A 23,824-nucleotide genomic window follows, 5' to 3' on the forward strand; every position below is an offset into this window, starting at 1 on the left:
GGCGAGGCCATAGCATCCGCACACCGTCACCCCGGACGAAACGTATCGTCGTTTCTCAGAAATTCGAAGGGCGCTCCCGGTCTCCCGGAAACGCCCTTTTTCATTTACTTGATCAACGGCAGAAGATCGTTGATCGACTTTTTCGCATCGCCATAGAACATCCGCGTATTGTCCTTGTAGAACAGCGGGTTCTCGATGCCGGAATAGCCCGTGCCCTGGCCGCGCTTGGAGACGATGACGAGTTTCGACTTCCACACTTCCAGAACCGGCATGCCCGCGATGGGCGAGTTGGGGTCGTCCTGCGCTGCCGGGTTGACGATGTCGTTGGAGCCGATGACGATGACGACGTCGGTGCTTGGGAAATCGTCGTTGATCTCGTCCATTTCGAGCACGATGTCGTAAGGCACCTTCGCTTCGGCGAGCAGCACGTTCATGTGGCCCGGAAGACGGCCAGCCACCGGATGGATGGCGAAGCGCACGGTCTTGCCGTCGGCGCGCAGCTTGCGGGTCAGTTCCGATACGGCCGATTGCGCCTGCGCCACCGCCATGCCGTAACCGGGGACGATGATGACGCTGTCGGCATCGTTCAGCGCTGCGGCCACGCCTTCGGCGTCGATCGCGACCTGTTCGCCCTCGATTTCCATCGCCGGGCCCGTCGTGCTGCCGAAGCCGCCGAGGATGACCGAGATGAAGGAGCGGTTCATCGCCTTGCACATGATGTAGGAGAGAATCGCACCCGAGGAGCCGACCAGCGCGCCCGTGACGATCAGCAGATCGTTGCCGAGCGTGAAGCCGATGGCTGCTGCCGCCCAGCCGGAATAGCTGTTCAACATCGAGACGACGACAGGCATGTCGGCGCCGCCAATGCCCATGATCAGGTGGTAACCGATGAAGAAGGCGGCAAGTGTCATCAGGACGAGCGTCCATGCGCCTGCGCCGTTGCAATACATGATGAGCAACACCAGCGACAGGATCGCAGCACCGGCGTTCAGCAGATGCCCGCCCGGCAGCTTCTTCGCCTTGCCATCCACCTTGCCGGCAAGCTTGCCGAAGGCAACGACAGAGCCGGTGAAGGTCACCGCGCCGATGAAGACGCCGAGGAAGACCTCGACCTTCATGATCGCCAGTTCCACCGGCGTCTTGTGGGCGAGGATGGCGGAAAAGCCCGTCAGCAAGGAACGCGCGGTTTCATCGAGCGAGGCGACATGCGCTTCCTCGATATGGGCGTTGAAGCCGATAAAGACAGCGGCAAGGCCAACGAAGGAGTGAAGCGCCGCCACAAGCTGCGGCATCTCGGTCATCTGTACACGGCTTGCGACGAAGTAACCGAGGACGGAGCCGCCCGCCAGCATCAGGAGCACGACGAGCCATTGCCCGACGCCCTTGCTGATTTCAGGGCCGAAGACGGTGGCGATGATGGCGAGGCCCATGCCTGTTATGCCGTACCAGACGGCACGTTTGGCGCTTTCCTGTCCGGAAAGACCGCCTAGCGAAAGGATGAAAAGAACGGCTGCGGCAACATAGGCCGCGGAAACAATACCAATGGTCATTTATTTAAATCCCCGCACGCTCAGGACTTCTGGAACATGGCGAGCATGCGCCGTGTCACGAGGAAACCGCCGACAATGTTGATCGTCGCGATCAGGACGGAAAGCGAGGCAAGGATCACCACCAGCCAGTTGCCGGAGCCGATCTGCAGCAGCGCGCCGATGATGACGATGCCGGAAATCGCGTTGGTCACGGCCATCAGCGGCGTGTGCAGCGAGTGACTGACATTCCAGATCACCTGGAAGCCGACGAAGCAGGCAAGCACGAAGACGATGAAGTGGCTCATGAAGCTTGCCGGCGCGTAGAGGCCAACGAGCAGCAAGACGGCCGTGCCGGCGACCAGAAGCCCGACCTGGTTCTTGGTCTGTGCCTTGAACTCGGCCTTTTCCCTGGCGTGTTTCTCCTCCGGCGTCAGCTCTTTTGCTTTTTCCTTCGGTTTCTGCGCGGCAATGGCCTGAATTTTGGGTGGCGGCGGAGGATATGTGATTTCGCCCCCATAGGTTACCGTCGCGCCGCGAATGACGTCATCTTCCATGTTATGAACGACCTTGCCATCCTTGGCAGGCGTCAGATCGGTCATCATGTGACGGATGTTGGTAGCGTAGAGGGTCGAGGCCTGCGTCGCCATGCGGCTTGGGAAATCGGTGTAGCCGATGACGATGACGCCGTTGTCGGACACGACGCGCTGGTCGGGAACCGTCAGATCGCAATTACCGCCGCGCTCGGCGGCGAGGTCGATGATGACCGAACCCGGCTTCATCATCGCCACCATGTCGGCAAGCCACAGCTTCGGCGCGTCGCGGCCCGGGATCAGCGCCGTGGTGATGACGATGTCGATCTGCGGTGCAAGTTCGCGGAATTTCTCCAGCTGCTTCTCGCGGAACTCCGGCGAGGAGGGGGCGGCATAACCGCCGGTCGCTGCGCCATCCTGCTGCCGGTCGGCAAAATCGAGATAGACGAATTCCGCGCCCATGGATTCGATCTGCTCGGCCACTTCAGGGCGAACGTCGAAGGCATAGGTGATCGCGCCGAGCGATGTGGCCGTGCCGATGGCGGCAAGACCGGCAACGCCGGCACCGATGACCAGCACCTTGGCGGGCGGCACCTTGCCGGCGGCTGTGACCTGCCCGGTGAAGAACCGGCCGAAATTATTGCCCGCCTCGATCACCGCGCGATAGCCGGCGATATTGGCCATGGAGGAGAGCGCATCCATTTTCTGGGCGCGCGAAATGCGCGGCACCATGTCCATGGCGATGACGTTAGCGCCCTTTTCCTTCGCCTGCTCCAGAAGGTCCTTGTTCTGGGCGGGATAGAAAAACGAGATCAGCGTCTTGTCAGAAGACAGGCGATCAATCTCCGAGGTTTCAGGCGGACGAACCTTGGCGATGATGTCGGAGCCGGTGTAAAGCGCCTCAGCGCTGTCGACCACGGTCACGCCTGCGGCGCGATAGGCGTCGTCAGAAAAACCGGCCGCCTTGCCGGCGCCGGCTTCGATGACGCAATCATATCCCAGTTTCTGCAAAGCCTGCGCGCTATCCGGCGTCATGCCAACGCGGGCTTCGCCCTCATATAATTCCTTAGGTGTCCCGATTCTCAAAACTGCTCTCCCATTCCCGTCCTGATAAGCCGTCATAGCCCATTTCGAGTGTTTTTGTCTTGTTCTTGCTGTTTTTCTACCTGCGGCGGATTGACAGGCTGGAAAAGCCCATTTTCGGCGATGGCGGTACGGCGGCAACAAAAAACCCGGCGCCGAAGCGCCGGGTGATTGCTGCGTTTCATCGACTGCCACTCAATCCATGGCGTGGATATCACGATCCTTGGTTTCCGGCAGGAACAGCATGCCGATGACCAGCGTGATGCCTGCAAAGATGATCGGATACCAGAGGCCATAATAGATGTCCCCCTTGGCCGCGCTCATGGCGAAGGCGGTGGCGGGCAGAAGGCCGCCGAACCAGCCGTTGCCGATGTGGTATGGCAGCGACATGCCGGAGTAGCGGATGCGGGTCGGGAACAGTTCGACCAGCAAAGCTGCGATCGGGCCATAGACCATCGTCACGTAGATCACGAGGACGGTGAGAACCGCGATGATGACAACCCAGTTCACGGCAGCCGGATCGGCCACCATGGAGAAGGCGCCGCCGCCGGCCACGGTGTAAACGGCCATTTCGGCTGCACCACCGGTTTCGGCCGGGGTCAGCAGCTTGTCAGCCACCAGCTTGTCGGTCGCAACCATCTTCTTGTCGGCAGCGCGAACGGCGTCTGCATTGAGGTTCAGTTCCGGGTTTGCGGCAATGAAGGCGTCCAGTTTCGCGTCCGGCACCTGTGCCGCGCCGCGCACCAGCGGGTAACCGCCATCGTGGAGCGCCGTGTTGACCTGCTTCTGGAACGCCTTGTCCTTGGCTGCCGCATCCGCGCCGGCGGCGACGGCGTCGTAGCTGGTAATGGTGGCGTCGCCGATCTTCACGGTGGCCGGCTGGCCGGCTGCGCCCGCAACCACGTCATAAGGCACCGAGTTGCGTGTCAGGAACGAGGTGGCGATATCGCAGGACGTGGTGAACTTCGCCGTGCCCGTCGGGTTGAACTGGAACTTGCAGTCGCCCGGGGCTGCGGTCACGGTGGCGCGAACGCTCGCCTGTGCCTGTGCAAGTGCCGGGTTGCCTGCCCAGGTCAGTGCCTTGAACAGCGGGAAGTAGGTCAGCATGGCAAGGATGAGGCCGGCCATGATGATCGGCTTGCGGCCGATCTTGTCTGAAAGCCAGCCGAAGATAACGAAGAAGCTGGTGCCAAGAATGAGCGCTGCCGCCACCATGATGTTTGCCGACTGTCCGTCGACCTTCAGAATGCTCTGCAGGAAGAAAAGGGCGTAGAACTGGCCCGTGTACCAGACAACGGCCTGGCCGATGACGGCACCGACAAGCGCGATGAGCGCGATCTTGGCGTTCTTCCACTGGCCGAAGGCTTCGCTGAGCGGCGCCTTCGACGTCTTGCCCTCTTCCTTCATCTTCTTGAAGGCGGGGGATTCGTTCATCTTCAGACGGATCCAGACGGATACGCCAAGCAGCAGAACGGAAACGAGGAAGGGAATGCGCCAGCCCCAGGCAGCGAAAGCTTCCTTGCCGAGCGCGAACTGCACACCGAGGATAACCACCAGCGACAGGAACAGGCCGAGCGTTGCCGTCGTCTGGATCCAGGAGGTGTAATAGCCCCTGCGGCCGTTCGGTGCGTGTTCGGCCACGTAAGTTGCAGCTCCGCCATATTCACCGCCGAGTGCAAGACCCTGCAGCATGCGCAGGACGATCAGGATGATCGGAGCGGCGATGCCGATCTGCGATGCGCTGGGCAGCACGCCGACGAGGAAGGTGGACACACCCATGATGAGGATGGTGATGAGGAAGGTATATTTGCGGCCGACGATATCACCGAGGCGGCCAAAGACCAGCGCGCCGAAGGGGCGGACGAGGAAGCCAGCGGCAAAGGCCAGCAAAGCGAAGATGTTACGCGTCGTTTCCGGATACTGGCTGAAGAAGTTCGCGCCGATGTAAATCGCCAGCGAGCCATAGAGATAGAAATCGTACCATTCGAAGACTGTTCCGAGAGAAGAGGCGAAAATCACCTTCTTCTCTTCACCCGTCATCGGACGGGCGGCGCCGCTTACGGCTGCAACATTTGCCATTGTCTGTCCTCCACAGATGTCCCAATCGACGCATTGCGGAGTCCAACTCTCTCCTCTGGACTCACCTTGCGGCTGCAATGCGCGGATCATGAGAGTGACAGAAAATTAACCCCAATAAGAGCGATGCTTTCGGATTATGACTTTAGTCTAATGTTAAACGTCCCGAATATGTCGCTGCGGCGATTTGTGCTTTGGTCCGAGTGGCTGCATGACGCGCCTTTTTCCTTGACAGAACCGAGAAACCTTCTAATAGCTTCTCGCGAAGAAGGAGCATCACCTTGCGCATGCATGTTGCAGACATGTTCGTCATGGAAGGACCGGCACAATCCGCCGGCGATGATCCGCGCCTTTCTTATTCTATCCGAATTACGGCCAAAACGACGATTAAAACCGTCTGACGTCTCTGGCCACCGCTCTCTCCCCGGTTTGGCTGGGGATCGAGGAAGCCGCGATCTGATGATGCGGGTTCCCACCTCACCAAAAAGAGGAGAGACAGAAAGAGAGCTTGATCATGGGTTTCAAAGTTGCAATTGCAGGCGCCACCGGTAACGTCGGTCGCGAAATGCTCAATATCCTGGCCGAACGCGGTTTTCCCGCCGATGAAGTCGTGCCGCTCGCTTCCGCCCGTTCGCAGGGCACGGAAGTCTCCTATGGCGACCGCACGCTGAAGGTCTCGAACCTCGAGAACTACGATTTTTCCGACACGGATATCTGCCTGATGTCTGCAGGCGGCGATGTTTCCAAGAAGTGGTCGCCGAAGATCGGCCAGCAGGGCTGCGTCGTCATCGATAACTCATCCGCATGGCGCTACGATCAGGACGTTCCGCTGATCGTTCCGGAAGTCAATGCCGATGCTGTTGCAGGCTTCACCAAGAAGAACATCATCGCCAACCCCAATTGCTCCACGGCGCAGCTTGTTGTCGCGCTGAAGCCGCTGCATGACTTCGCCAAGATCAAGCGCGTCGTCGTCTCCACCTATCAGTCGGTGTCCGGTGCCGGCAAGGAAGGCATGGACGAGCTTTTCCAGCAGACCCGCGCCGTTTTCGTGGCCGACCCGGTCGAAGCCAAGAAGTTCACCAAGCGCATTGCCTTCAATGTTATCCCGCACATCGACGTCTTCATGGAAGACGGCTACACTAAGGAAGAATGGAAGGTTCTGGCCGAAACCAAGAAGATGCTTGATCCGAAGATCAAGGTGACCTGCACGGCCGTGCGCGTCCCTGTCTTCATCGGCCATTCGGAATCGGTCAATATCGAGTTCGAAAACGAGATCACTGCCGATCAGGCCCGTGACATCCTGCGCGAAGCACCGGGTTGCCTCGTGATCGACAAGCGCGAAAACGGCGGTTACATCACGCCGGTTGAATCCGCTGGCGAAGACGCGACCTACATCTCGCGTATCCGCGAAGATGCGACGGTCGAAAACGGTCTCAACCTGTGGGTTGTTTCTGACAACCTGCGCAAGGGTGCTGCCCTTAACGCCGTCCAGATCGCCGAACTGCTGATCAATCGTGGCTTCATCAAGCCGCGCAAGGCGGCCGCCTGATCCGAGATACGAATTTTTAAGGTTCGTTAAGTATAACCCGTCTGTTCTGTGTGGGGCAGGCGGGTTTTATAATTGGCGAGATCACGGCCAGTTTATTTGCAGGCCTTGCTGCCGAAAGGCAATTTAGGCCGCCAAAAGACAGTTTTGGCACCTGAATCATACAGTATTGACGGTTTGGTTCTCGGGAAAAACTCCCCAAAGGATATCGAAGGCAGATTTTGATGCGGGCAATGAAGGTAATTCTGGCTGGTGTGGCCATGGTCTCGGTTCTGGCAGCGACGCCGGTTATGGCCGCGCAATGCGGCAACACTTCGGCGGGCTTCGATGCCTGGGTCAGCGCCTTCAAGCAGGAAGCGGCGGGTCGCGGCGTCAGCGCCTCGGTGCTCGACCGGGCTTTCTCCGGCGTCTCCTACAACCAGGCGACGATCCGCGCCGATCGCGGTCAGCACAGCTTCAAGCTGTCCTTCGAGCAGTTCATGCAGAAGCGCGGCGGTCAGACGATCATTTCGCGCGGCAAGACCATGAAGAAGAACAACGCCGCACTGTTCGCCTCCATCGAGCGTGCCTATGGCGTGCCGGCTGGTCCGCTGCTCGCCATCTGGGGCATGGAAACAGGCTTTGGCGGTTTCATGGGCAACCAGCACACGCTTTCCGCCGTTTCAACGCTTGCTTTTGACTGCCGCCGTTCGGACTATTTCACCGAGCAGCTTTATGCGGCTCTGAAACTCGTCGGCAGCGGCTCGCTGAATGTCAACGCCAAGGGTGCCGCCCATGGTGAAATCGGCCAGACGCAGTTCCTGCCGCTGAACGTCGTGCGCTACGGCGTGGATTTCGACCGCGACGGTCGGATTGATCTCGTCGGTTCGCGCGCCGACGCGCTGGCGTCCACCGCAAACTTCCTCGTCGGCCATGGCTGGCAGCGCGGTGCAGGCTACCAGCAGGGGCAGGCGAATTACGCGGCAATTCAGGGCTGGAACGCCGCAAGTGTCTACCAGCAGGCGATCGCCTTCATCGGCAAGGCGATTGACGGCCAATAAGGCCGCTTTCCACGCGCGAATTCCCACTTCCGTTATGCCGGACTTGATCCGGCATCCAGTCACGGCGCGTCCGCGCCGTGAAAGAGTATTTGGCGCTCAAGGACTTGATCGCGCTGGACCCCGGATCTAGTCCGGGGTGACGAGCGTTGAGTTTGGCCGGTAGCTATTACCTGCCAATCACAGATCCGGGCGGCGGAAGTCGCCGGTCTTACCGTCCATCACCCACAATTCGCCGGTCGAAATATCGAACCACGCGCCGTGCAGCTTCACCTTGCCGGCGGTTTCCTGTGCCTTGACGAAGGGGAAGCCGCGCAGATTGGCGATGGAGTTGCGGATGGAAACGCGTTCCAGCGCCGTCTGCCGCTCAGAGGCGGTCATGACGTCGTTGCTCTGGATTTGCGAGGCGGCCGACTTGACCATGTTCATCCATTTGCCAATGAAATCACCGGGCGACAGCGGCTCCAGATTGGGATCGAGCGCCGCCTGAATGCCGCCGCAGCGACCGTGGCCCATGACGACGATATCCTTCACCTTCAGCACCTGAACCGCATATTCGATGGCCGCCGAGGTGGCGTGATATTGTCCGTCCGGCTCGAAGGGCGGCACCATGTTGGCAACATTGCGGACGACAAAAAGCTCTCCCGGGCCGCAGTCGAAAATGGTTTCCGGCGCGGAGCGGGAGTCACAACAGGCAATGAACAGGGTCTGCGGTTTCTGTCCGGTATCGGCCAGAACGCGGTATCTTTCGCGCTCGTCGGCATAACGACCGCTCATGAAGTTCTTATAGCCGTTGAGAAGGTTTTCCGGAAAATCTTTCATCTATCGCAGTACCGTTGTGGTTGGACCGAGATCGAGGGAAGAACTCGGTGCGTTGAAGACCAATCCTTTGGAGCATTTTCGGTTTTCTTCGAGCCGTGAAACCGCTCCAACTCCTTGCTTGTCGCATTTCCGGACGAAGACCGAGGGCCACGTTTCACGGAAATGCTCTAGCCGCTATTTGCGCTTGCTGCGCGAAGGATGCAAGAGATGACGCATCTGCACCATGGCCATGGGTGTGGAGAGGCTTGAAGAATCCGTCTCCAGCGTCAGTTCGTTCATGTCGCGTTTTTTTGTGCGGGCCAGAATTTCGAACACGCTGGCGGTTGCGAGCTGCAGCGCCTTTTCGTCATCCAGACCTTCCAGCAGGCGGGCAAGAAACAGCGCCGACATCAGGTCGCCGAGGCCGTTAGGCGCATTTTCAATGGCGCGATGTTCGGCGAGCAGCGCGTGGCGGCCGCTGAGGTAAAGGTTGCCGGTGCCGCCCGTCATCATCGGCACCGCCGAGGTGACCAGCATTTTTGGCGGGCCGAGGGAAAGCGCTGCATCCATGATGGCGCTGTTGGTCTCAAGCGCGGCGCCGCTCATCCAGGCGAGTTCATATCGGTTGGGCGTGGCGACCGTGGCAAGCGGAATGAGGTGATCGCGGATGGCTTCGGCGGTCTCAAGGGGAATATAAAGTCCGCCCAGATCACCCATGACAGGATCGCAGGCGTAAATCAGCGCCGGGTTCTTTTCCTTGAGATTTCGGATCAGCCTTGCGACGGCACGCACCTGCGCGGCGCTGCCGAAATAACCGGTCAGAACCGCCTTGACCTCGCCGATCCATTTGGCGTTTTCGAGGTCGGTCATCGCCTTGTCGAAGTCTTCGTCCTGAAAGCGCATGCGGGTGGATGGTCCGTGGCCGGGATGCCAGGGCATGACGATGGTGGGCACTGCCCAGACCGGAAAACCGAGTGTCTCCAGCGCGAAGACTGCCGCGCGGTTGCCCACGGAGCCCCGCATGACATGGCTGGAAATGACGATGACGGCGCCTTGGGTATTGTCCTGCATCACGGCCTTCTTGCGTTCAAACGCGGCAGAAAGCCCACCAATGCTGCCCCCGCCCAAAGATCAAGATGCGCTCTCATGACATATCGCAAGACCAGTTTCCACCGTTAATCCCGCAAGGGTCTGTCCCGCAAAAGCATGGCGGTCGTTTTGCCGCCGTCAGGGAACGCCTCTCGTTGCGGGATCGCTGCACCGATTTCTCGTTAAGGCGGCGGCTTTCGGAAAACCGCGTTACACTTTTCCGCCTGATGCCCTATAGTTGTATTCATGCTCGCTCTCATCATCGCCTATTGGCCGCATATTCTTGCCGTTCTCTCCGTTTTGATGGGAACCGTGGCGGCCGTGCACGCCACCATGACGAAGGAAGAAGTTCGCTCGGCACTGGGCTGGGTCGGCGTCATCGTGCTGTCGCCCATCGTCGGTGCGGTCATCTATGCCATTGCCGGCATCAACCGCATCCGCCGGTCCAACATTACCCAGCAGCGGTCCTTCATGCAGGACGAGATCATGGACCGCGTGGCCCGTTTCGACGCTGGCGGTGAGCTGGTGGCCGAGCGGTTCGGCCGCCGTTTCGCGGCGATGAAGGTACTGGGTGACCGGGTGACCCGCCATGCACTGACGACTGGCAACAGCATCGAGCCCATCGCCACGGGTGACGCCGCCTATGCGGCGATGCTGGAAGCGATCGAGCAGGCGAAACGGTCGATCATCCTCGAAACATATATTTTCGATAATGACCGGATCGGCGCCCGCTTCGTTTCCGCCCTCCAGCGGGCAAAACAGCGCGGCGTGGAGGTGAGGGTGCTCATCGATGCCGTGGGCGCGCGTTATTCGGTTCCGAGCATCCTGCCGACGCTGCGGGAGAGGGGCATCGTCGCCAACGTCTTCAACGGCAACGTCATCATGGGGCTGCGGCTGCCCTACGCCAATCTGCGCACCCACCGCAAGATTCTCGTGGTGGACGGGCGTGTCGCCTTTAGTGGCGGCATGAACATACGCGAGGGCTTTACCGAGGAATTCGGCCAGGGAAGACAATCGCACGACACACATTTCAAGATCAGCGGACCGGTGGTAGCGGATTTTTTCTCCATTGCGGCGGAAGACTGGCGTTTCACGACAAAGGAACTTCTGGACACGCCGGTCTGGGATATCGCCATTCCCGAAGGCGTGCCGGGCTCGCAGATCGTTGCCCGCGTTTGCTCCTCCGGGCCGGACAAAAGCATCGAGACCAATCACAAGATGCTGACCGGCGCTTTTTCCATCGCAAGGTCGTCGATTCTCATCATGTCGCCCTATTTTCTCCCGGATCGGGAGCTTATTTCGGCGCTGATTACGGCGGCGCGACGCGGCGTCGTCGTTGATATCGTCGTGCCGAAAAGCAATAATCTGGTGCTTGTCGACAGGGCGATGACGGCGCAGTTCGATCAGATGTTGCGCAACTATTGCCGGATATGGAGGGCGACGGGAGCGTTCAATCATTCGAAGATGCTGGTGATCGACGGACGGTGGAGCTACATCGGTTCGTCCAATCTCGATCCCCGCTCTTTGCGTCTGAATTTCGAGATCGATCTGGAGGTTATGGACGAAGCGTTCGGACAGGCCATCACGCAGACGATCTCGACGGCGCGCGACGCCGCAATACCTGTGAGACTGAGCGAACTGAAAGCGCGTCCGTTCGTTGTTCGTTTTGTGGAACGGGTACTGTGGCTGGCCTCGCCCTATCTTTGAGCGGAGATGACGTGTGAAAAAAGACGGCGTGCTGGAAAACGAAAAAGCGGTACTGGCGCGGAATACCAGCCTGCCGGCCTTTGTGATGGACTCGCTGCGCAATCACCGTCAGCGGCAGAATGCCAAGCCTGCGGAAAAGGCGCATGATTTTCCCGTTATCGCCTCCTACAACGTGCATAAATGCGTGGGCCGGGACCGCAAGTTCGATCCTGATCGCACCAGTCGCGTGATTCAGGAAATCGGGGCGGATATCATTGCGCTGCAAGAGGCCGACAGCCGCTTCGGCGAACGCACCGGGCTGCTCGATCTCGCCCGGCTGGAAAGGGAAAGCGGCCTTGTCCCCGTGCCTGTCCAGGTCGGGGTGAAGGCGCATGGGTGGCATGGCAATGTCGTCCTGTTCAAGGAGGGCGCGGTCAAGGAGGTTCATACCCTGAAGCTGCCTGGGCTTGAGCCGCGTGGCGCGCTCGTTGTTGAACTGGATCTGAAGCGCGGCGGCACCCTGCGGGTCATTGCCGCTCACTTCGGGCTGCTGCGGCATTCCCGCGCCCAGCAGGCGAAGGCTCTGATCGGCCTTCTTGAAGCGAGGGATGAATGCCCGACCATTCTCATGGGAGACCTGAATGAATGGCGCCTCGGCAATGGTTCATCACTCAATACGTTTCGCGATGCTTTCGGCGCTCTGCCGCCAGCCGTACCCAGTTTTCCGTCCAACCTGCCGGTGCTGGCTCTGGACCGGATCATCGCCAATCGTGAAGGGCTGATCGAGCAGGTCGAAGCGCATGACAGCGCACTGGCGCGTATCGCTTCGGATCATCTGCCGCTGAAAGCCGCGGTGCGGACCGACCTGCTTCCGGCCTGATCTTGCAGCGGCGTGCCCAGGAAAGCTGCCGCAACAATCTCAGGAGGCTGGCTTAAACCCGTTGCGCCGCTGTCACGTGGCTGCGTGAGCGCGCTTCCAGCAAGGATGTGCGAATGGCTTCCATCAACCGCTCACGATTGTTTCTGGTCTTGCCTCTATCGAGATTTTGCGCGGAAAGCGCGAGATCAAGACCCTCATGCATCACTATCGAATAGGCAACGGTCGTCGCCCAGTTCTCGTAATCCTGCTCCATCATGTCGCCCCTGAACTAAATCATTTAGTCCGAATCACCCTGTTCTTGGAAAGTAACACAAAATACAAAGCATAAAATATCATTGTTTCTTCCTCTGCGCGCAGTCACCAACATCTATATTGACTTTTGCCAATTGTGGTGCGGCGCAGAACGCAGCCTGTATTACCGTTAAGCACTTGAAACTGATTCAATTTCAGAAGAGGCGCATACACATCTTTCCATATAAAACGCCGCGCATCTCGGGATGCGCGGCGGGCTTGCGTCGAAGGTTGCGGTGGATAGGTGTCGGTATCAGCCGGCCTTTTCGAGCTTGTAGTCCGAATTGGCCGGTTCTTCCTGCTTGTGCTGGATGAGCGGACGGTTGCCCGCCAGCTTGCGCACCAGCACATAGAAGACCGGAGTCATGAAGATGCCGAAGAACGTCACGCCGATCATGCCGGAGAAGACCGCGACACCCATGGCGGCGCGCATTTCCGCACCGGCACCTGTCGAGACGACCAGCGGCACCACGCCCATGATGAAGGCGAGCGAGGTCATCAGGATCGGGCGCAGGCGAAGCCGGCTTGCCTCGATGGCCGCCTGAAGCGGCGTTCGTCCCTCGAATTCCAGTTCCCGGGCGAATTCCACGATCAGGATCGCGTTTTTCGCCGAGAGACCGACAAGGACGACAAGGCCGATCTGCGTAAAGATGTTGTTATCCCCTCCCGTCAGCCAGACGCCCGTGAGGGCTGCGAGCACGCCGAGCGGGACGATCAGGATGATCGCGATCGGCAGGGTCAGGCTTTCATATTGCGCAGCGAGCACGAGATAGACGAGCAGCAGCGCCAGCGGGAAAACCACGATGCTGGAATTGCCGGCGAGAATCTGCTGATAGGTCAGATCCGTCCATTCGTAATCGACGCCCGCGGGCAGGGTTTCGGCGAGGATCTTTTCGATCGCGGCCTGTGCCTGACCCGAGGAGAAGCCCGGTGCCGGTCCGCCGTTGATATCGGCCGCAAGGAAGCCGTTATAACGGTTGGTGCGCTCCGGTCCGGTCGTCGCATTCACCTTCAGGAGCGTCGACAGCGGGATCATCTGACCCGTTGCCGAGCGAACCTTCAGGCGGCCAATATCTTCGGCGTGGGCGCGGAACTGTGAATCCGCCTGCACACGGACGCTGTATGTGCGACCGAAGGCGTTGAAGTCATTGACATAGAGCGAGCCGAGATAGATCTGCAGCGTCTGGAAGACGTCGCTGACGGAGACGCCCAGCTGTTCCGCCTTGGCGCGGTCGAGATCGGCGAAGAGCTGCGGCACGTTGATCTGGTAGCTGGAGAAAATGCCTGCCAGCTCCGGCGTCTGATATGCCTTGGCGATAACGGCTTTCGCCGCTTCGTCCAGCGTCTGGTAGCCGTAACCGGCGCGGTCTTCGATCTGCAGCTTGAAGCCGCCTGTCTGGCCGAGACCGTTGACCGGCGGCGGCGGGAACATGGCGATGAAGGCGTCCTGAATGCCGGCATATTTCTGGTTCAGCTGCATGGCGATGGCGCCACCTGACAGTTCCGGTGTCTTGCGTTTTTCGAAGTCGTCGAGAACCGCAAAAACGATCCCGGAATTGGAACCGATGGTGAAGCCGTTGATCGACAGGCCGGGGAAGGCGATGGCGTGGCTGACACCGGGCGTTTCCATGGCGATCTCGCTCATCCGCTTGATCACGCTTTCGGTACGGTCGAGCGTTGCGCCATCAGGAAGCTGCGCGAAACCGATGAGGTACTGCTTGTCCTGCGCCGGCACGAAGCCGCTCGGAACTGTCGTAAACATGCCATAGGTGGCGGCCACCAGCGCCATATAGACGATCATGACGAGGCTCTTGCGCGTCACCAGCCCGCCGACGGTCTTGCCGTAGCCGTTCGAGGCCGCGCCGAAGGCACGGTTGAAGCCGCGGAAGAACCAGCCGAGGATATTGTCCATGAAGCGGGTGAGCCAGTCCTTCGGTGCGCCATGTTCCTTCAGCAGCAGGGCCGCAAGTGCGGGTGACAGCGTCAGCGAGTTGATGGCCGAAATGACGGTGGAGATGGCAATCGTCAGCGCGAACTGCCGGTAGAACTGGCCGGACAGGCCGGAGATGAAGGCGAGCGGCACGAAGACGGCGACCAGTACCAGCGCAATGGCGATGATCGGACCGGAGACTTCGCGCATCGCCTTATAGGTGGCGTCACGCGGTGAGAGCCCGTTTTCGATATTTCGCTCGACGTTTTCGACGACCACGATCGCGTCATCCACCACGATGCCGATGGCGAGCACAAGGCCGAACAGCGTCAACGCGTTGATGGAGAAGCCGAAGGCATACATGACGGCGAAGGTGCCGATGATCGAGACCGGAACGGCGATCAGCGGAATGATCGAGGCGCGCCACGTCTGCAGGAAGAGGATGACGACAAGCACCACGAGGCCAACGGCCTCGAGGAGTGTATCGACAACCTTCTCGATGGAGGAGCGCACGAATTTCGTCGTATCGTAGACGATCTCGTATTTCACGCCATCGGGCATCGCCAATTGCAGATTATCCATGGTGGCGCGGACATTGTCGGCGATTTCGATGGCGTTGGAGCCGGGCGCCTGGAGGACGGCGACGGCCACGGCCGGCTCACCATCGAGCAGAGAACGCAGCGTGTAATCGGCTGCTCCGAGTTCGATGCGCGCGACATCGCGCAGGCGGGTGATTTCGCCGTTCGCGCCGCTCTTGACGATGATGTTGCCGAATTCTTCCGGCGTCGTCAGACGGCCCTGGGCATTGACGTTGAGCTGCAGGTCGACACCGTTCGGGCTTGGTGAAGCGCCGATGACCCCGGCCGCGGCCTGCACGTTCTGCTGGCGGATGGCGTCGGAGACGTCGCTGGCGGCGAGATCATGCTCGGCCACCTTCTGCGGATCGAGCCAGACGCGCATGGAATAGTCACCCGCGCCGAAGACCTGCACCTGACCCACGCCTTCGATGCGGGCGAGACGGTCCTTGACGTTCAGCGTCGCATAGTTGCGCAGATAGGTGATGTCATAGGCGTCGGTCTTGGAGACAAGGTTGACGACCATGATGAAGTCGGGCGAGCTCTTGACCGTGGTGATGCCGAGCGCGCGCACTTCCGCCGGCAGGCGCGGTTCGGCCTGCGAGACGCGGTTCTGCACAAGCTGCTGGGCCTTATCAGGATCGGTGCCGAGCTTGAAGGTGACGGTGAGCGTCAGCACGCCGTCCGACGTCGCCTGGCTGCCCATGTAGAGCATGTCTTCGACACCGTTGATCTGTTCTTCGAGCGGTGTCGCGACGGTTTCAGCGATAACGGTCGGGTTCGCACCGGGATAGGTGGCGCGCACGACGACGGATGGCGGAACGACTTCGGGATATTCCGAAATCGGCAGGGCGCGCATGCCAAGAAGGCCTGCCACCACAATCAGGATCGACAAGACGCCGGCAAATACCGGCCGGTCGACAAAAAATCTGGAAATATTCATATCCAGTCCCTCTCCGGGTATATTTTGGAATGCGAAGGCCGCTCCGGCGGCAATTCTGCCGCCGGTGAAGGCCGGTTCTGTCTGAATGCGCGTCTCGCGAAAGCGCGGGACGCTTATTGATCAAAGAGGTGGATTACTGCGAGGCAGCAACCTTATCTTCCGCTTGCGGTGCAATGGTTGCGCCGGGACGGATGCGCTGCAGGCCGTTGACGACGATCGTATCACCGGCAGCAAGGCCGCTTTCGATGATGCGCTGGCCATCGGCCGGCGCGCCCGGCTTGATCTGGCGGTAGCTCACCTTGTTTTCGGCATCGACCACGAAGACGAAGCGCTTGTCCTGATCCGTACCGATGGCGCGATCGCTGATGACGATGCGGTTTTCCGGCTTCGGTTCGCCCATGCGCACCCGCACGAACTGGCCGGGGATCAACCTGCCATCGGGATTGTCGAAGACGGCGCGCACACCGATGGTGCCGCTTGCCGAATCCACCTGATTGTCGATCAGGTGCAGCGTACCCTTGATCGGCGTGCCTTCATCCGAAAGCGTGCCGATTTCCACTGGGATCTGTTCGAGAGCCGGCAGGGCGCCATCGGTCTTCGGCAGCTCGGCAAGAGCCTTGGCCACCACGCCTTCGCTGGCGTTGAAGCTCGCATAGATCGGGTTGACCGACACGAGGGTCGTCAGTGCCGGCGAGGTGGAACCGGCGGCGACGAGGTTACCGGCGGTGATTTCGATGCGGCCGACGCGGCCTGAAACAGGTGCGCGGATTTCGGTGTAACCGAGATCGAGTTGCGCCGTGGTGAGTGCTGCGCGGGCGGCGCGAAGCTGGGCTTCGGCATCCGCAAACGAGCTCTGGCGCTGGTCGAGATCGCTCTGCGAGATGGTGCGGTTGTCGGAAAGCCGGCGGCCACGGTCGAGTTCCGTTTTCGCAAGGCTGACCTTGGCTTCGGCGGAGGCAACCTGTCCTTCAGCGCCGGCGACAGCGGCCTGATAGGGGGCCGGGTCGATGGTGAAGAGGGGATCGCCTTCCTTCACCAGCGCACCTTCGCGGAAGTGAACGGCCTTGATCTGGCCGGCGACGCGGGAGCGAATCTGCACCCGGTCAACGGCTTCCAGACGGCCGGAAAATTCCTCCCAGCGCATCACGTCGCGGCTTTCAACCTTGGCAACGGTGACAGGGATCGCTGGTGTTTCAGCAGGCGTGGAAGCGGCCGTTGCATCGCGACTGGTGGGGAGGTCGAAAAACAGTGCTGCTGCTGCAACGGACATGGCAAGCCCGATACCGGCGCCCGTCAGGGCCCGGCGCTTTGTGTTCAGCGTCATGGGTATCTCCTTCGCCCCCGATCGGGAGCAGGTCGTTCATCTATTTTTACTTCGTCGCATGATCCGGACGTAAAACCGCTACGCACTTTTACTGGACATGCTCAAAATGCGAAATTTCAGTGGTTTAACTGGTCAACGAAAGTCTTGAACTCCGAACAGACGGATGAGACCCATCCGCCGCCCTCTCCTTGATAAAGCCCCGTCCAGCCGACGCCGGCGGGGAAAACATGCTGCCTAACGCTAACGCCTGAGGCGATGAGGCGGTCTCCGTAATTGACCGTTTCGTCGCGCAGAGGGTCGTCCTCGGCGGTAAAGATCAGCGCCGGCGCCACCCGGTTCAGCCGCGTGCACTGGCAGGGTGCGGCATAGGGGTGAAAAAACCCGCACGCCTTGGCAAGGTAATGGCTCCAGCCATCCGCCCAGCGCTGGCGCATGCCGATCCTGTCCGCGTCGCGGAAGGATTCCGTCGTCATCATCGGATCGATCATGGGCGACAGAAGTATCTGACCGGCAAGTTTGCCCGGCATGCGGTCACGGGCCTTCAAGGCAAGCCCCGCCGCCACATTGCCGCCTGCCTCTTCGCCGGCCACGAACAGCAGCGATTTCGCGCCGCCATAATGCTTGCGATCCCGGCTCAGGCGATCGAGCGCTTCGTAAGCGCAGTCGATAACCATCGGAAACTCGTTGCCGGACGGCCTGCTGTAATCGGCCTCCACGACCACCGCGCCGCTTTCTGCAAGCGCGCGCGCGACCGGAAGTTCCGGGCAATTGCCGCCCGGCTCCAGGCCGGGTTCCAGAAACGAACCGCCGCGCAGATAAAGTACGACGGGCGGTTGGCTGCACAGGCTCGAACCTTCATATCGGCGCACGGAAAGCTGGGACGCGAAGCCCCCACAGCTTTTGATATTCTCCCAGTGCGCGTTCATCTGATCCGGTCCCGTTGCACCACCTTGAGCAGTGCATCACATTTGCAAAATCTGAAATTCATATTATTGTTCGGGGAAAAACGATCAAGTATGCCAAAATGAAAACACTATTCCAAAAAGACGGATAATCTCATCATGGATCAGCTCTCCGCCATGCGGGTTTTTACGCGTGTCGTGGAAACCGGCAATTTCAGCCGCGCCGCGACAGCGCTGAACATGCCGAAAACCACGGTCACCAATATGGTCCAGGCGCTCGAGGCGCATTTGCAGACCACGCTTCTCAACCGCACGACGCGGCGAGTGATGCTGACAACGGACGGCGCTCTCTATTATGAGCGTGCATCGCAGATTTTATCGGAAATAGAAGAACTTGACGGCAGCATGTCCAGCGCGCAGGTGCAGCCATCCGGCCGGTTGCGCGTGGAAATGGCCGGTGTCTTTGCGGACCTTGTGGTTATCCCACATCTTTGCGAATTTTACCAGCGCTATCCGCAAATCCGTCTCGATCTCGGTGTCGGCGACCGTCTGGTCGATTATATCGCGGAAAATGTCGACTGCGCGCTACGCGTAGGCGTGTTGCGCGATCAGTCGCTGATTGCCCGAAAAGTAGGCGAACTCCGGTTCGAAACATTTGCGTCGCCTTCCTATATCGAAAATTTTGGCATGCCCCGAGAACCGGAGGACCTGGAGAAGGATCATCTGTCGGTGGGTTACCTCAATGCCACCACCGGTCAGATCATGCCGGCCTCCTTCGACAATGGCATACGCAGCGTCGAGTTGACGCCCAACTACGTCGTTTCCGTCAATGACAGCCGCACCTACTTGAATGCGGCGCTCGCCGGCATGGGCATCGTGCAGCTGCCGATCTTCATGGTGCGCGACGCCCTTTCGCGCGGAGAGCTGGTGCCGGTGCTTTCCGAATGGCGACGGGAGGCGATGCCGATCTATGTCGTCTATCCCCAGACCCGGCACGTGACCAACAAGGTCCGCGTATTTGTCGACTGGCTTGCGAAGCTGGTACATGGGCTGGTGTGATAATCAGCGCCCGACCCTTGCGGCAAGGAAATCTATGAAGGCGCGCACGCGGGCTGCGAGATGCTCATGGCCGGCATAAACCGCGTGGATCACCTCCATGTCCTCGGCGCTATAGTCTTCCAGTACGGGAACGAGCAGGCCAGCCCTAATATCGGGTTCGACGTGGAATTCACCGACCCGACCGAGCCCAAGCCCCGATAGGCAAAGCCTGCGCATGGCCATGCCGCTATTGACGGAGGCATTGCCCGTGACTGGCAGGCGATAGACATCGGCAGAACCGGGGTCGCGAAACGGCCATTCATTGAGACTGCGACTGAAATTGAAGCTCAGGCAATTGTGCCGCGCCAGATCCTGCGGCGTTTCCGGCATGCCGTATTGTTCGATATAGGTGGGGGAGGCGACGATAACGCGGCGTACTTCCTTTAGCTTTCTTGCCTTCAGCGATGAATCGCCCATGGCGCCGGAGCGTATGGCAATGTCCGTGCGTTCCTCGATCAGGCTGATGACACCGTCAGTCAGCGAAATATCCAGCTCGATTTCCGGATAAAGCGACAGGAATTCCGGTGCAAGCGGCAGGAGATAACGTTCGCCGAAGCCCAGCGTCGCGTTGACCCGTAGCAGCCCGCGCGGCACCACCTTGCCGCCGCTCGCCACGATCTGCTCGGTCTCGGCTATGTCGGCGAGAATGCGTCGGGCCCGCGCCAGATAGACCTCGCCCTCCGGCGTAAGCGTTACGAGCCGGGTGGAGCGGGCCAGCAACCTGGTGCCGAGACGGTCTTCGATACGTGTGACAAGTTTGCTGACGGCCGAGGGCGAAAGCTTCAGCCTGCGCCCGGCGGCTGAAAAGCTGCCGAGTTCCGCCGCCGCCACGAAGACTTCCATCTCTCCGGCCCTGTTATCCATCGCGCATCACCTATGAAATCAATTCAAAGGTATTTATCCGGCTTTGCCGATTATCATGCAAGTCCCCTTTGCCCATATTGCGCTCATACAATTTGATCCAACCGGGCAGCCCCACGCTGTCCAGAAGGCCCGCGATCCAGCTGCGGGCGAAGAGGTATTCGTCATGCCATTGGCCATATTTGCCCTGACGATCGCGGCCTATGCGATCGGAACAACGGAGTTCGTCATTGTCGGTCTGCTGCCGACTGTCGCAAACGATCTCCATATCACCCTGCCGCTCGCCGGTCTCATCGTCAGTGTCTATGCACTGGGTGTGACCTTTGGTGCGCCGATCCTGACCGCATTGACCGGCAAGATAGAGAGGAAGCCGCTGCTGCTCGGCCTGATGGCCCTGTTCATCGTCGGTAACAGTCTCGCAGCACTTTCACCCAATTATGAGATGCTGCTGGTCGCCCGCGTCATTGCCGCCTTCGCCCATGGCGTCTTTTTCTCGGTCGGCTCCACCATCGCGGCCGATCTCGTGCCGGAAAACCGTCGCGCCTCGGCCATTGCCATGATGTTCATGGGCCTTACGGTCGCCATCGTCACCGGTGTTCCGCTCGGCACCTATATCGGCCAAGTCTTCGGCTGGCGCGCAACTTTCTGGGCCGTTGCTGCCCTTGGTGTCATTGCCTTCCTCGGCATTGCAGCGCTTCTCCCGAACACACTCAAGAAGGCGCCGCCGGCAAGCTTGCTCGATCAGGTCCGTGTTCTCGGCTCCGGCCGCCTGCTCATCGTTTTCGCCATGACCGCGCTTGGTTACGGCGGCACCTTCGTCGCCTTCACCTTCCTTGCGCCAATCCTGCAGGATGTGACCGGATTTTCGGAAAAGAGCGTCAGCCTGATCCTCGTGCTTTACGGTATCGCCATCGCGGCCGGCAACATCGGTGGCGGCCGGATCGCCAACCATAATCCGGCCAGGGCCCTCATTGGCCTCTTCCTGGCGCAGGCCATCGTGCTGCTCGTCTTTTCCTTCACCGCGGTTTCGCCGGTGCTGACGCTCATCACGCTTGCCGCGCTTGGTTTCCTCTCCTTCGCCAATGTTCCCGGCCTGCAGCTTTATGTGGTGCAGCTTGCCAAGGAGCATCGTCCCGGCGCCGTCGATGTCGCTTCGGCGCTCAACATCGCCGCGTTCAACCTCGGCATCGCCATCGGCGCGTGGCTCGGCGGTCTGGTGGTGGAATCACCGTTGGGCCTGGGTGCCACACCCTGGGTCGGCGCCATCCTCGTCGCGGTTGCCCTGCTCCTGACCATCTGGAGCAGCGCGCTCGACCGCCGCGCCGCGCTGACACTGAAAACTGCCTGAGCTTTTCATGAAATACCCGGCCGCTCCCAAGCCGGCCGGGCCACCTCAAAGGAGAAAATATATGTTTGATGTCACTGCAAACGGCGCGTCAATCCCGGCGCTTGGTTTCGGCACGTTTCGCATTCCCGGCCCCGATGTGCTGCGTATCGTTCCCCATGCGCTGAAGGCCGGGTTCCGCCATATCGATACCGCCCAGATCTATGGCAATGAAGCCGAGGTCGGTGAAGCCATTGCTGCTTCGGGCGTTGCGCGCGGCGAAGTGTTTCTCACCACCAAGGTCTGGGTCGAGAACTACAGGCACGATGCCTTCCTCGCCTCTGTCGATGATAGCCTGAAAAGGCTGAAGACCGACCATGTGGACCTGCTGCTGCTGCACTGGCCGAACGAGGCGGTTTCGCTTGCCGAGCAGATCGGCGCGCTGAACGCGGTGAGGCAGGCCGGCAAGGTGCGCCATATCGGCGTTTCCAACTTCAGCACGGCGCTGATGGCCGAAGCGGTGAAGCTGTCCGATGCCCCGATCGTGACCAACCAGATCGAATACCACCCCTACATCGATCAGGATGTGGTTATCGCTGCCGCCAAAGCTGCGGGCATGTTGGTGACGGGTTATTACGGCATGGCCGATGGTAAAGTGTTTGACGATCCGGTGCTGAAGGAGATTGCCGCGGGCCGTGGCAAGTCGGTAGCACAGGTGGTTCTGCGCTGGCTCGTGCAGCAGCAGGGCGTCGTCGCCCTGTCGAAAACGGTGAGTGAGGCCCGGGTCGAGGAAAATCTCGCCATCTTCGACTTCGAGCTTTCGGCAGATGAAATGGCGGCAATCCGTGCGCTTGCCAGACCGGATGGCCGCATCGTTTCGCCGGAAGGGCTTGCGCCCGTCTGGGACGAGGCCGCCTGACGATGAGGGCCGGGGAGAGAACTCTCTTCCCGGTTTCTTTTCGCGAGAAATTTTCGCGTATGGCGATGCGCCTCGCATCGGGCACGCCAGAGATTTATCGGCCTGTTCTGGAAATCTGGAGCGGGCGAAGGGATTTGAACCCTCGACCCCAACCTTGGCAAGGTTGTGCTCTACCCCTGAGCTACACCCGCTCAAATCCACCGGTCCGGGGTAGTATGCTGAACCGTGGGCCGCCGAAGCGGCGACGGGTGCTATATCGCTCAATCGTTTTTGGAATGCAACAGTTTCTTTTGCGGTTTCGGTGGAAATCCGCCTGCCTGCGAATTTATCTGCCCTTCCGGGAAGCGGCGGGCTCGGACGCCATGGATATTTGAGCGAAGATATTGTTTCATCTGGTTTTTATTGCCGTCTCACAATGGAGCGCCCAGATGCGGTGCCAGGAAATAATCTATTTACATTTGGTTAAAATCTGATTCGACAAGTGATTCGTTCGGGTGTACAAATTTCCTGTCCACGAAAAAAAGAAACGATACTTGGCATATCATCAGGAGGATGAGCCTTGTCGTATGCAGCTTTTGAACGGGTTGGCGCACAATTGTCGCCGGAGCAGATCACCGATCTGCAGAATATTTTCGATGGCGTATGTTTCGAGTGCCTTCAAGATCGCAGCAGCCACGTTGCCAACGAGTGCGCGGCGGTTCTTATCCGCAGCGCCCAGCGCGGCATTCTCGACCATGAGATGTTGCGGGACATCGGGCTTGCCGTTTTGCGGCGGCACTGATGCCTGAGAAGAAAAAAAGCGCCCGGATATCCGGGCGCTTTGTTTTTGAAGTGGGCGGATTTCCGCTCAGCTCTTTTCCTGCACATGCGCTTCGAGGAACCAGAGCGCCTTGTCGAGATCGCGCGAGGCGGCGGTGAAGATGTCGGCCGTCGTGGGGTCGCCCGCTTCATCGGAATCGTCTATGGCCTTGCGGATCATGTTGGCCACATCGCCATAACGTTCGATCAGGGCGTCCAAATGGTCATGGATCTTGTAGATGTCGGTCGGATAGGCCTTGAGCTTGGTTGTCGAGGAGACCGATTGCAGGCTGCCGAGCGCCGTGCCGCCAAGCTGGACCACACGTTCGGCAATCGTGTCACCATGATTGTCGAGCTGGGTGCGGAACGTATCGAGAAGTTCATGCACGGCGATGAATTGCGGGCCTTTCAGGTTCCAGTGCGCCTGTTTGGTGATGAGCGCAAGGTCGATCACCGAAGCCAGCGATTCGTTTAGAATGCCGATAACGGTCGACTTGGCGTTTGAAGGCAGGTCGTTCTTCGTCTTGTGCGTCTTCATCGATGTCTCCTGAAGTTGCGGACGGAATGCCGCTTTGGAAAAGTCCGTCGATTAACGTGCGGGC

Annotated in this window: 19 protein-coding genes and 1 tRNA gene; 8 read left to right on the plus strand and 12 right to left on the minus strand. The window is 59.8% G+C overall.

The window, feature by feature from the left end; translation table 11 throughout:
* Positions 1 to 104: 104 nt before the first annotated feature.
* The 3 genes from FHW77_RS04620 to FHW77_RS04630 all read right to left on the minus strand — a co-directional run bounded on the left by FHW77_RS04620 (position 105) and on the right by FHW77_RS04630 (position 5,221).
* A complete protein-coding gene (locus tag FHW77_RS04620; RefSeq protein ID WP_004443482.1) occupies positions 105 to 1,550 on the minus strand; it encodes an NAD(P)(+) transhydrogenase (Re/Si-specific) subunit beta in 1,446 nt (481 codons plus the stop codon).
* A gap of 20 nt (positions 1,551 to 1,570) precedes the next feature.
* Complete coding sequence (locus tag FHW77_RS04625; protein WP_034498683.1) at positions 1,571 to 3,145, minus strand: Re/Si-specific NAD(P)(+) transhydrogenase subunit alpha; 1,575 nt, start codon at positions 3,143 to 3,145, stop codon at positions 1,571 to 1,573.
* A gap of 192 nt (positions 3,146 to 3,337) precedes the next feature.
* Positions 3,338 to 5,221, minus strand: coding sequence for an MFS transporter (locus FHW77_RS04630; RefSeq protein WP_004443480.1), 1,884 nt, complete (start codon positions 5,219 to 5,221; stop codon positions 3,338 to 3,340).
* A 511-nt stretch (positions 5,222 to 5,732) separates the two neighbouring features.
* Here FHW77_RS04630 and FHW77_RS04635 point away from each other — a divergent pair.
* Together FHW77_RS04635 and FHW77_RS04640 are read left to right on the plus strand one after the other, a co-directional pair.
* Positions 5,733 to 6,767 (plus strand): aspartate-semialdehyde dehydrogenase, encoded by a 1,035-nt coding sequence (locus FHW77_RS04635; RefSeq protein WP_003522626.1) that lies wholly within the window; start codon positions 5,733 to 5,735, stop codon positions 6,765 to 6,767.
* A gap of 221 nt (positions 6,768 to 6,988) precedes the next feature.
* Positions 6,989 to 7,804, plus strand: coding sequence for a lytic murein transglycosylase (locus FHW77_RS04640; protein WP_004443477.1), 816 nt, complete (start codon positions 6,989 to 6,991; stop codon positions 7,802 to 7,804).
* Positions 7,805 to 7,981: 177 nt separating this feature from the next.
* On the opposite strand, the gene FHW77_RS04645 is transcribed toward FHW77_RS04640, so the two are convergent.
* On the minus strand, positions 7,982 to 8,623 hold the full coding sequence (locus FHW77_RS04645) for a carbonic anhydrase (protein WP_004443476.1): 642 nt from the start codon (positions 8,621 to 8,623) through the stop codon (positions 7,982 to 7,984).
* Between the two features lie 174 nt (positions 8,624 to 8,797).
* Positions 8,798 to 9,673 carry a pyridoxal kinase PdxY gene (gene pdxY, locus FHW77_RS04650; protein WP_004443475.1) on the minus strand — a complete coding sequence of 292 codons (876 nt, stop codon included), beginning with the start codon at positions 9,671 to 9,673 and terminating at the stop codon, positions 8,798 to 8,800.
* 264 nt (positions 9,674 to 9,937) lie between these two features.
* Between pdxY and FHW77_RS04655 the strand changes: the two genes are divergently transcribed.
* Entirely contained in the window at positions 9,938 to 11,398 is a 1,461-nt protein-coding gene (locus FHW77_RS04655) for a phospholipase D-like domain-containing protein (protein ID WP_004443474.1), read from the plus strand.
* Positions 11,399 to 11,411: 13 nt separating this feature from the next.
* The gene (locus FHW77_RS04660) at positions 11,412 to 12,257 is read left to right on the plus strand and encodes an endonuclease/exonuclease/phosphatase family protein (protein WP_004443473.1); all 846 of its coding nucleotides are present in this window, start codon (positions 11,412 to 11,414) and stop codon (positions 12,255 to 12,257) included.
* 52 nt (positions 12,258 to 12,309) lie between these two features.
* On the opposite strand, the gene FHW77_RS04665 is transcribed toward FHW77_RS04660, so the two are convergent.
* The 4 genes from FHW77_RS04665 to FHW77_RS04680 form a co-directional block, all read right to left on the minus strand.
* Positions 12,310 to 12,513: a hypothetical protein gene (locus tag FHW77_RS04665; RefSeq protein ID WP_004443472.1), complete on the minus strand. Its 204-nt coding sequence runs from the start codon at positions 12,511 to 12,513 to the stop codon at positions 12,310 to 12,312.
* Between the two features lie 288 nt (positions 12,514 to 12,801).
* A complete protein-coding gene (locus tag FHW77_RS04670; protein WP_004443471.1) occupies positions 12,802 to 15,996 on the minus strand; it encodes an efflux RND transporter permease subunit in 3,195 nt (1,064 codons plus the stop codon).
* Between the two features lie 133 nt (positions 15,997 to 16,129).
* Entirely contained in the window at positions 16,130 to 17,320 is a 1,191-nt protein-coding gene (locus FHW77_RS04675) for an efflux RND transporter periplasmic adaptor subunit (RefSeq protein ID WP_004443470.1), read from the minus strand.
* Between the two features lie 116 nt (positions 17,321 to 17,436).
* Entirely contained in the window at positions 17,437 to 18,246 is an 810-nt protein-coding gene (locus FHW77_RS04680) for an alpha/beta hydrolase fold domain-containing protein (protein ID WP_004443469.1), read from the minus strand.
* A 135-nt stretch (positions 18,247 to 18,381) separates the two neighbouring features.
* Here FHW77_RS04680 and FHW77_RS04685 point away from each other — a divergent pair, with 135 nt between their 5' ends.
* The gene (locus FHW77_RS04685; protein ID WP_004443468.1) at positions 18,382 to 19,281 is read left to right on the plus strand and encodes a LysR family transcriptional regulator; all 900 of its coding nucleotides are present in this window, start codon (positions 18,382 to 18,384) and stop codon (positions 19,279 to 19,281) included.
* Between the two features lie 3 nt (positions 19,282 to 19,284).
* Here the strand turns inward: FHW77_RS04685 and FHW77_RS04690 are convergent, their stop codons facing one another.
* Positions 19,285 to 20,184 carry a LysR family transcriptional regulator gene (locus tag FHW77_RS04690; RefSeq protein ID WP_004443467.1) on the minus strand — a complete coding sequence of 300 codons (900 nt, stop codon included), beginning with the start codon at positions 20,182 to 20,184 and terminating at the stop codon, positions 19,285 to 19,287.
* 163 nt (positions 20,185 to 20,347) lie between these two features.
* On the opposite strand from FHW77_RS04690, the gene FHW77_RS04695 reads away from it, so the two are divergent.
* Together FHW77_RS04695 and FHW77_RS04700 are read left to right on the plus strand one after the other, a co-directional pair.
* Positions 20,348 to 21,529, plus strand: coding sequence for an MFS transporter (locus FHW77_RS04695; RefSeq protein ID WP_004443466.1), 1,182 nt, complete (start codon positions 20,348 to 20,350; stop codon positions 21,527 to 21,529).
* 61 nt (positions 21,530 to 21,590) lie between these two features.
* Positions 21,591 to 22,424 carry an aldo/keto reductase gene (locus FHW77_RS04700; RefSeq protein WP_004443465.1) on the plus strand — a complete coding sequence of 278 codons (834 nt, stop codon included), beginning with the start codon at positions 21,591 to 21,593 and terminating at the stop codon, positions 22,422 to 22,424.
* A 116-nt stretch (positions 22,425 to 22,540) separates the two neighbouring features.
* Here FHW77_RS04700 and FHW77_RS04705 read toward each other — a convergent pair.
* Positions 22,541 to 22,615: transfer RNA gene (locus FHW77_RS04705), tRNA-Gly, on the minus strand.
* 368 nt (positions 22,616 to 22,983) lie between these two features.
* Here FHW77_RS04705 and FHW77_RS04710 point away from each other — a divergent pair.
* Complete coding sequence (locus FHW77_RS04710; protein WP_004443464.1) at positions 22,984 to 23,205, plus strand: hypothetical protein; 222 nt, start codon at positions 22,984 to 22,986, stop codon at positions 23,203 to 23,205.
* A gap of 66 nt (positions 23,206 to 23,271) precedes the next feature.
* Here the strand turns inward: FHW77_RS04710 and dps are convergent, their stop codons facing one another.
* A complete protein-coding gene (gene dps, locus FHW77_RS04715) occupies positions 23,272 to 23,760 on the minus strand; it encodes a DNA starvation/stationary phase protection protein Dps (protein ID WP_004443462.1) in 489 nt (162 codons plus the stop codon).
* Positions 23,761 to 23,824: the final 64 nt, after the last annotated feature.

It is taken from the genome of Agrobacterium sp. RC10-4-1 (assembly GCF_014138475.1).
Classification (GTDB): Bacteria; Pseudomonadota; Alphaproteobacteria; order Rhizobiales; family Rhizobiaceae; genus Agrobacterium; species Agrobacterium pusense.

Bases quoted from the DNA above. Each gene is read 5' to 3' on its own strand.
- FHW77_RS04620 (WP_004443482.1), bottom strand. From the start codon at position 1,550: ATGACCATTGGTATTGTTTCCGCGGCCTATGTTGCCGCAGCCGTTCTT.
- FHW77_RS04630 (WP_004443480.1), bottom strand. From the start codon at position 5,221: ATGGCAAATGTTGCAGCCGTAAGCGGCGCCGCCCGTCCGATGACGGGT.
- FHW77_RS04635 (WP_003522626.1), top strand. From the start codon at position 5,733: ATGGGTTTCAAAGTTGCAATTGCAGGCGCCACCGGTAACGTCGGTCGC.
- FHW77_RS04640 (WP_004443477.1), top strand. From the start codon at position 6,989: ATGCGGGCAATGAAGGTAATTCTGGCTGGTGTGGCCATGGTCTCGGTT.
- FHW77_RS04645 (WP_004443476.1), bottom strand. From the start codon at position 8,623: ATGAAAGATTTTCCGGAAAACCTTCTCAACGGCTATAAGAACTTCATG.
- pdxY (WP_004443475.1), bottom strand. From the start codon at position 9,673: ATGCAGGACAATACCCAAGGCGCCGTCATCGTCATTTCCAGCCATGTC.
- FHW77_RS04655 (WP_004443474.1), top strand. From the start codon at position 9,938: ATGCTCGCTCTCATCATCGCCTATTGGCCGCATATTCTTGCCGTTCTC.
- FHW77_RS04665 (WP_004443472.1), bottom strand. From the start codon at position 12,513: ATGATGGAGCAGGATTACGAGAACTGGGCGACGACCGTTGCCTATTCG.
- FHW77_RS04670 (WP_004443471.1), bottom strand. From the start codon at position 15,996: ATGAATATTTCCAGATTTTTTGTCGACCGGCCGGTATTTGCCGGCGTC.
- FHW77_RS04675 (WP_004443470.1), bottom strand. From the start codon at position 17,320: ATGACGCTGAACACAAAGCGCCGGGCCCTGACGGGCGCCGGTATCGGG.
- FHW77_RS04680 (WP_004443469.1), bottom strand. From the start codon at position 18,246: ATGAACGCGCACTGGGAGAATATCAAAAGCTGTGGGGGCTTCGCGTCC.
- FHW77_RS04685 (WP_004443468.1), top strand. From the start codon at position 18,382: ATGGATCAGCTCTCCGCCATGCGGGTTTTTACGCGTGTCGTGGAAACC.
- FHW77_RS04690 (WP_004443467.1), bottom strand. From the start codon at position 20,184: ATGGATAACAGGGCCGGAGAGATGGAAGTCTTCGTGGCGGCGGCGGAA.
- FHW77_RS04695 (WP_004443466.1), top strand. From the start codon at position 20,348: ATGCCATTGGCCATATTTGCCCTGACGATCGCGGCCTATGCGATCGGA.
- FHW77_RS04700 (WP_004443465.1), top strand. From the start codon at position 21,591: ATGTTTGATGTCACTGCAAACGGCGCGTCAATCCCGGCGCTTGGTTTC.
- dps (WP_004443462.1), bottom strand. From the start codon at position 23,760: ATGAAGACGCACAAGACGAAGAACGACCTGCCTTCAAACGCCAAGTCG.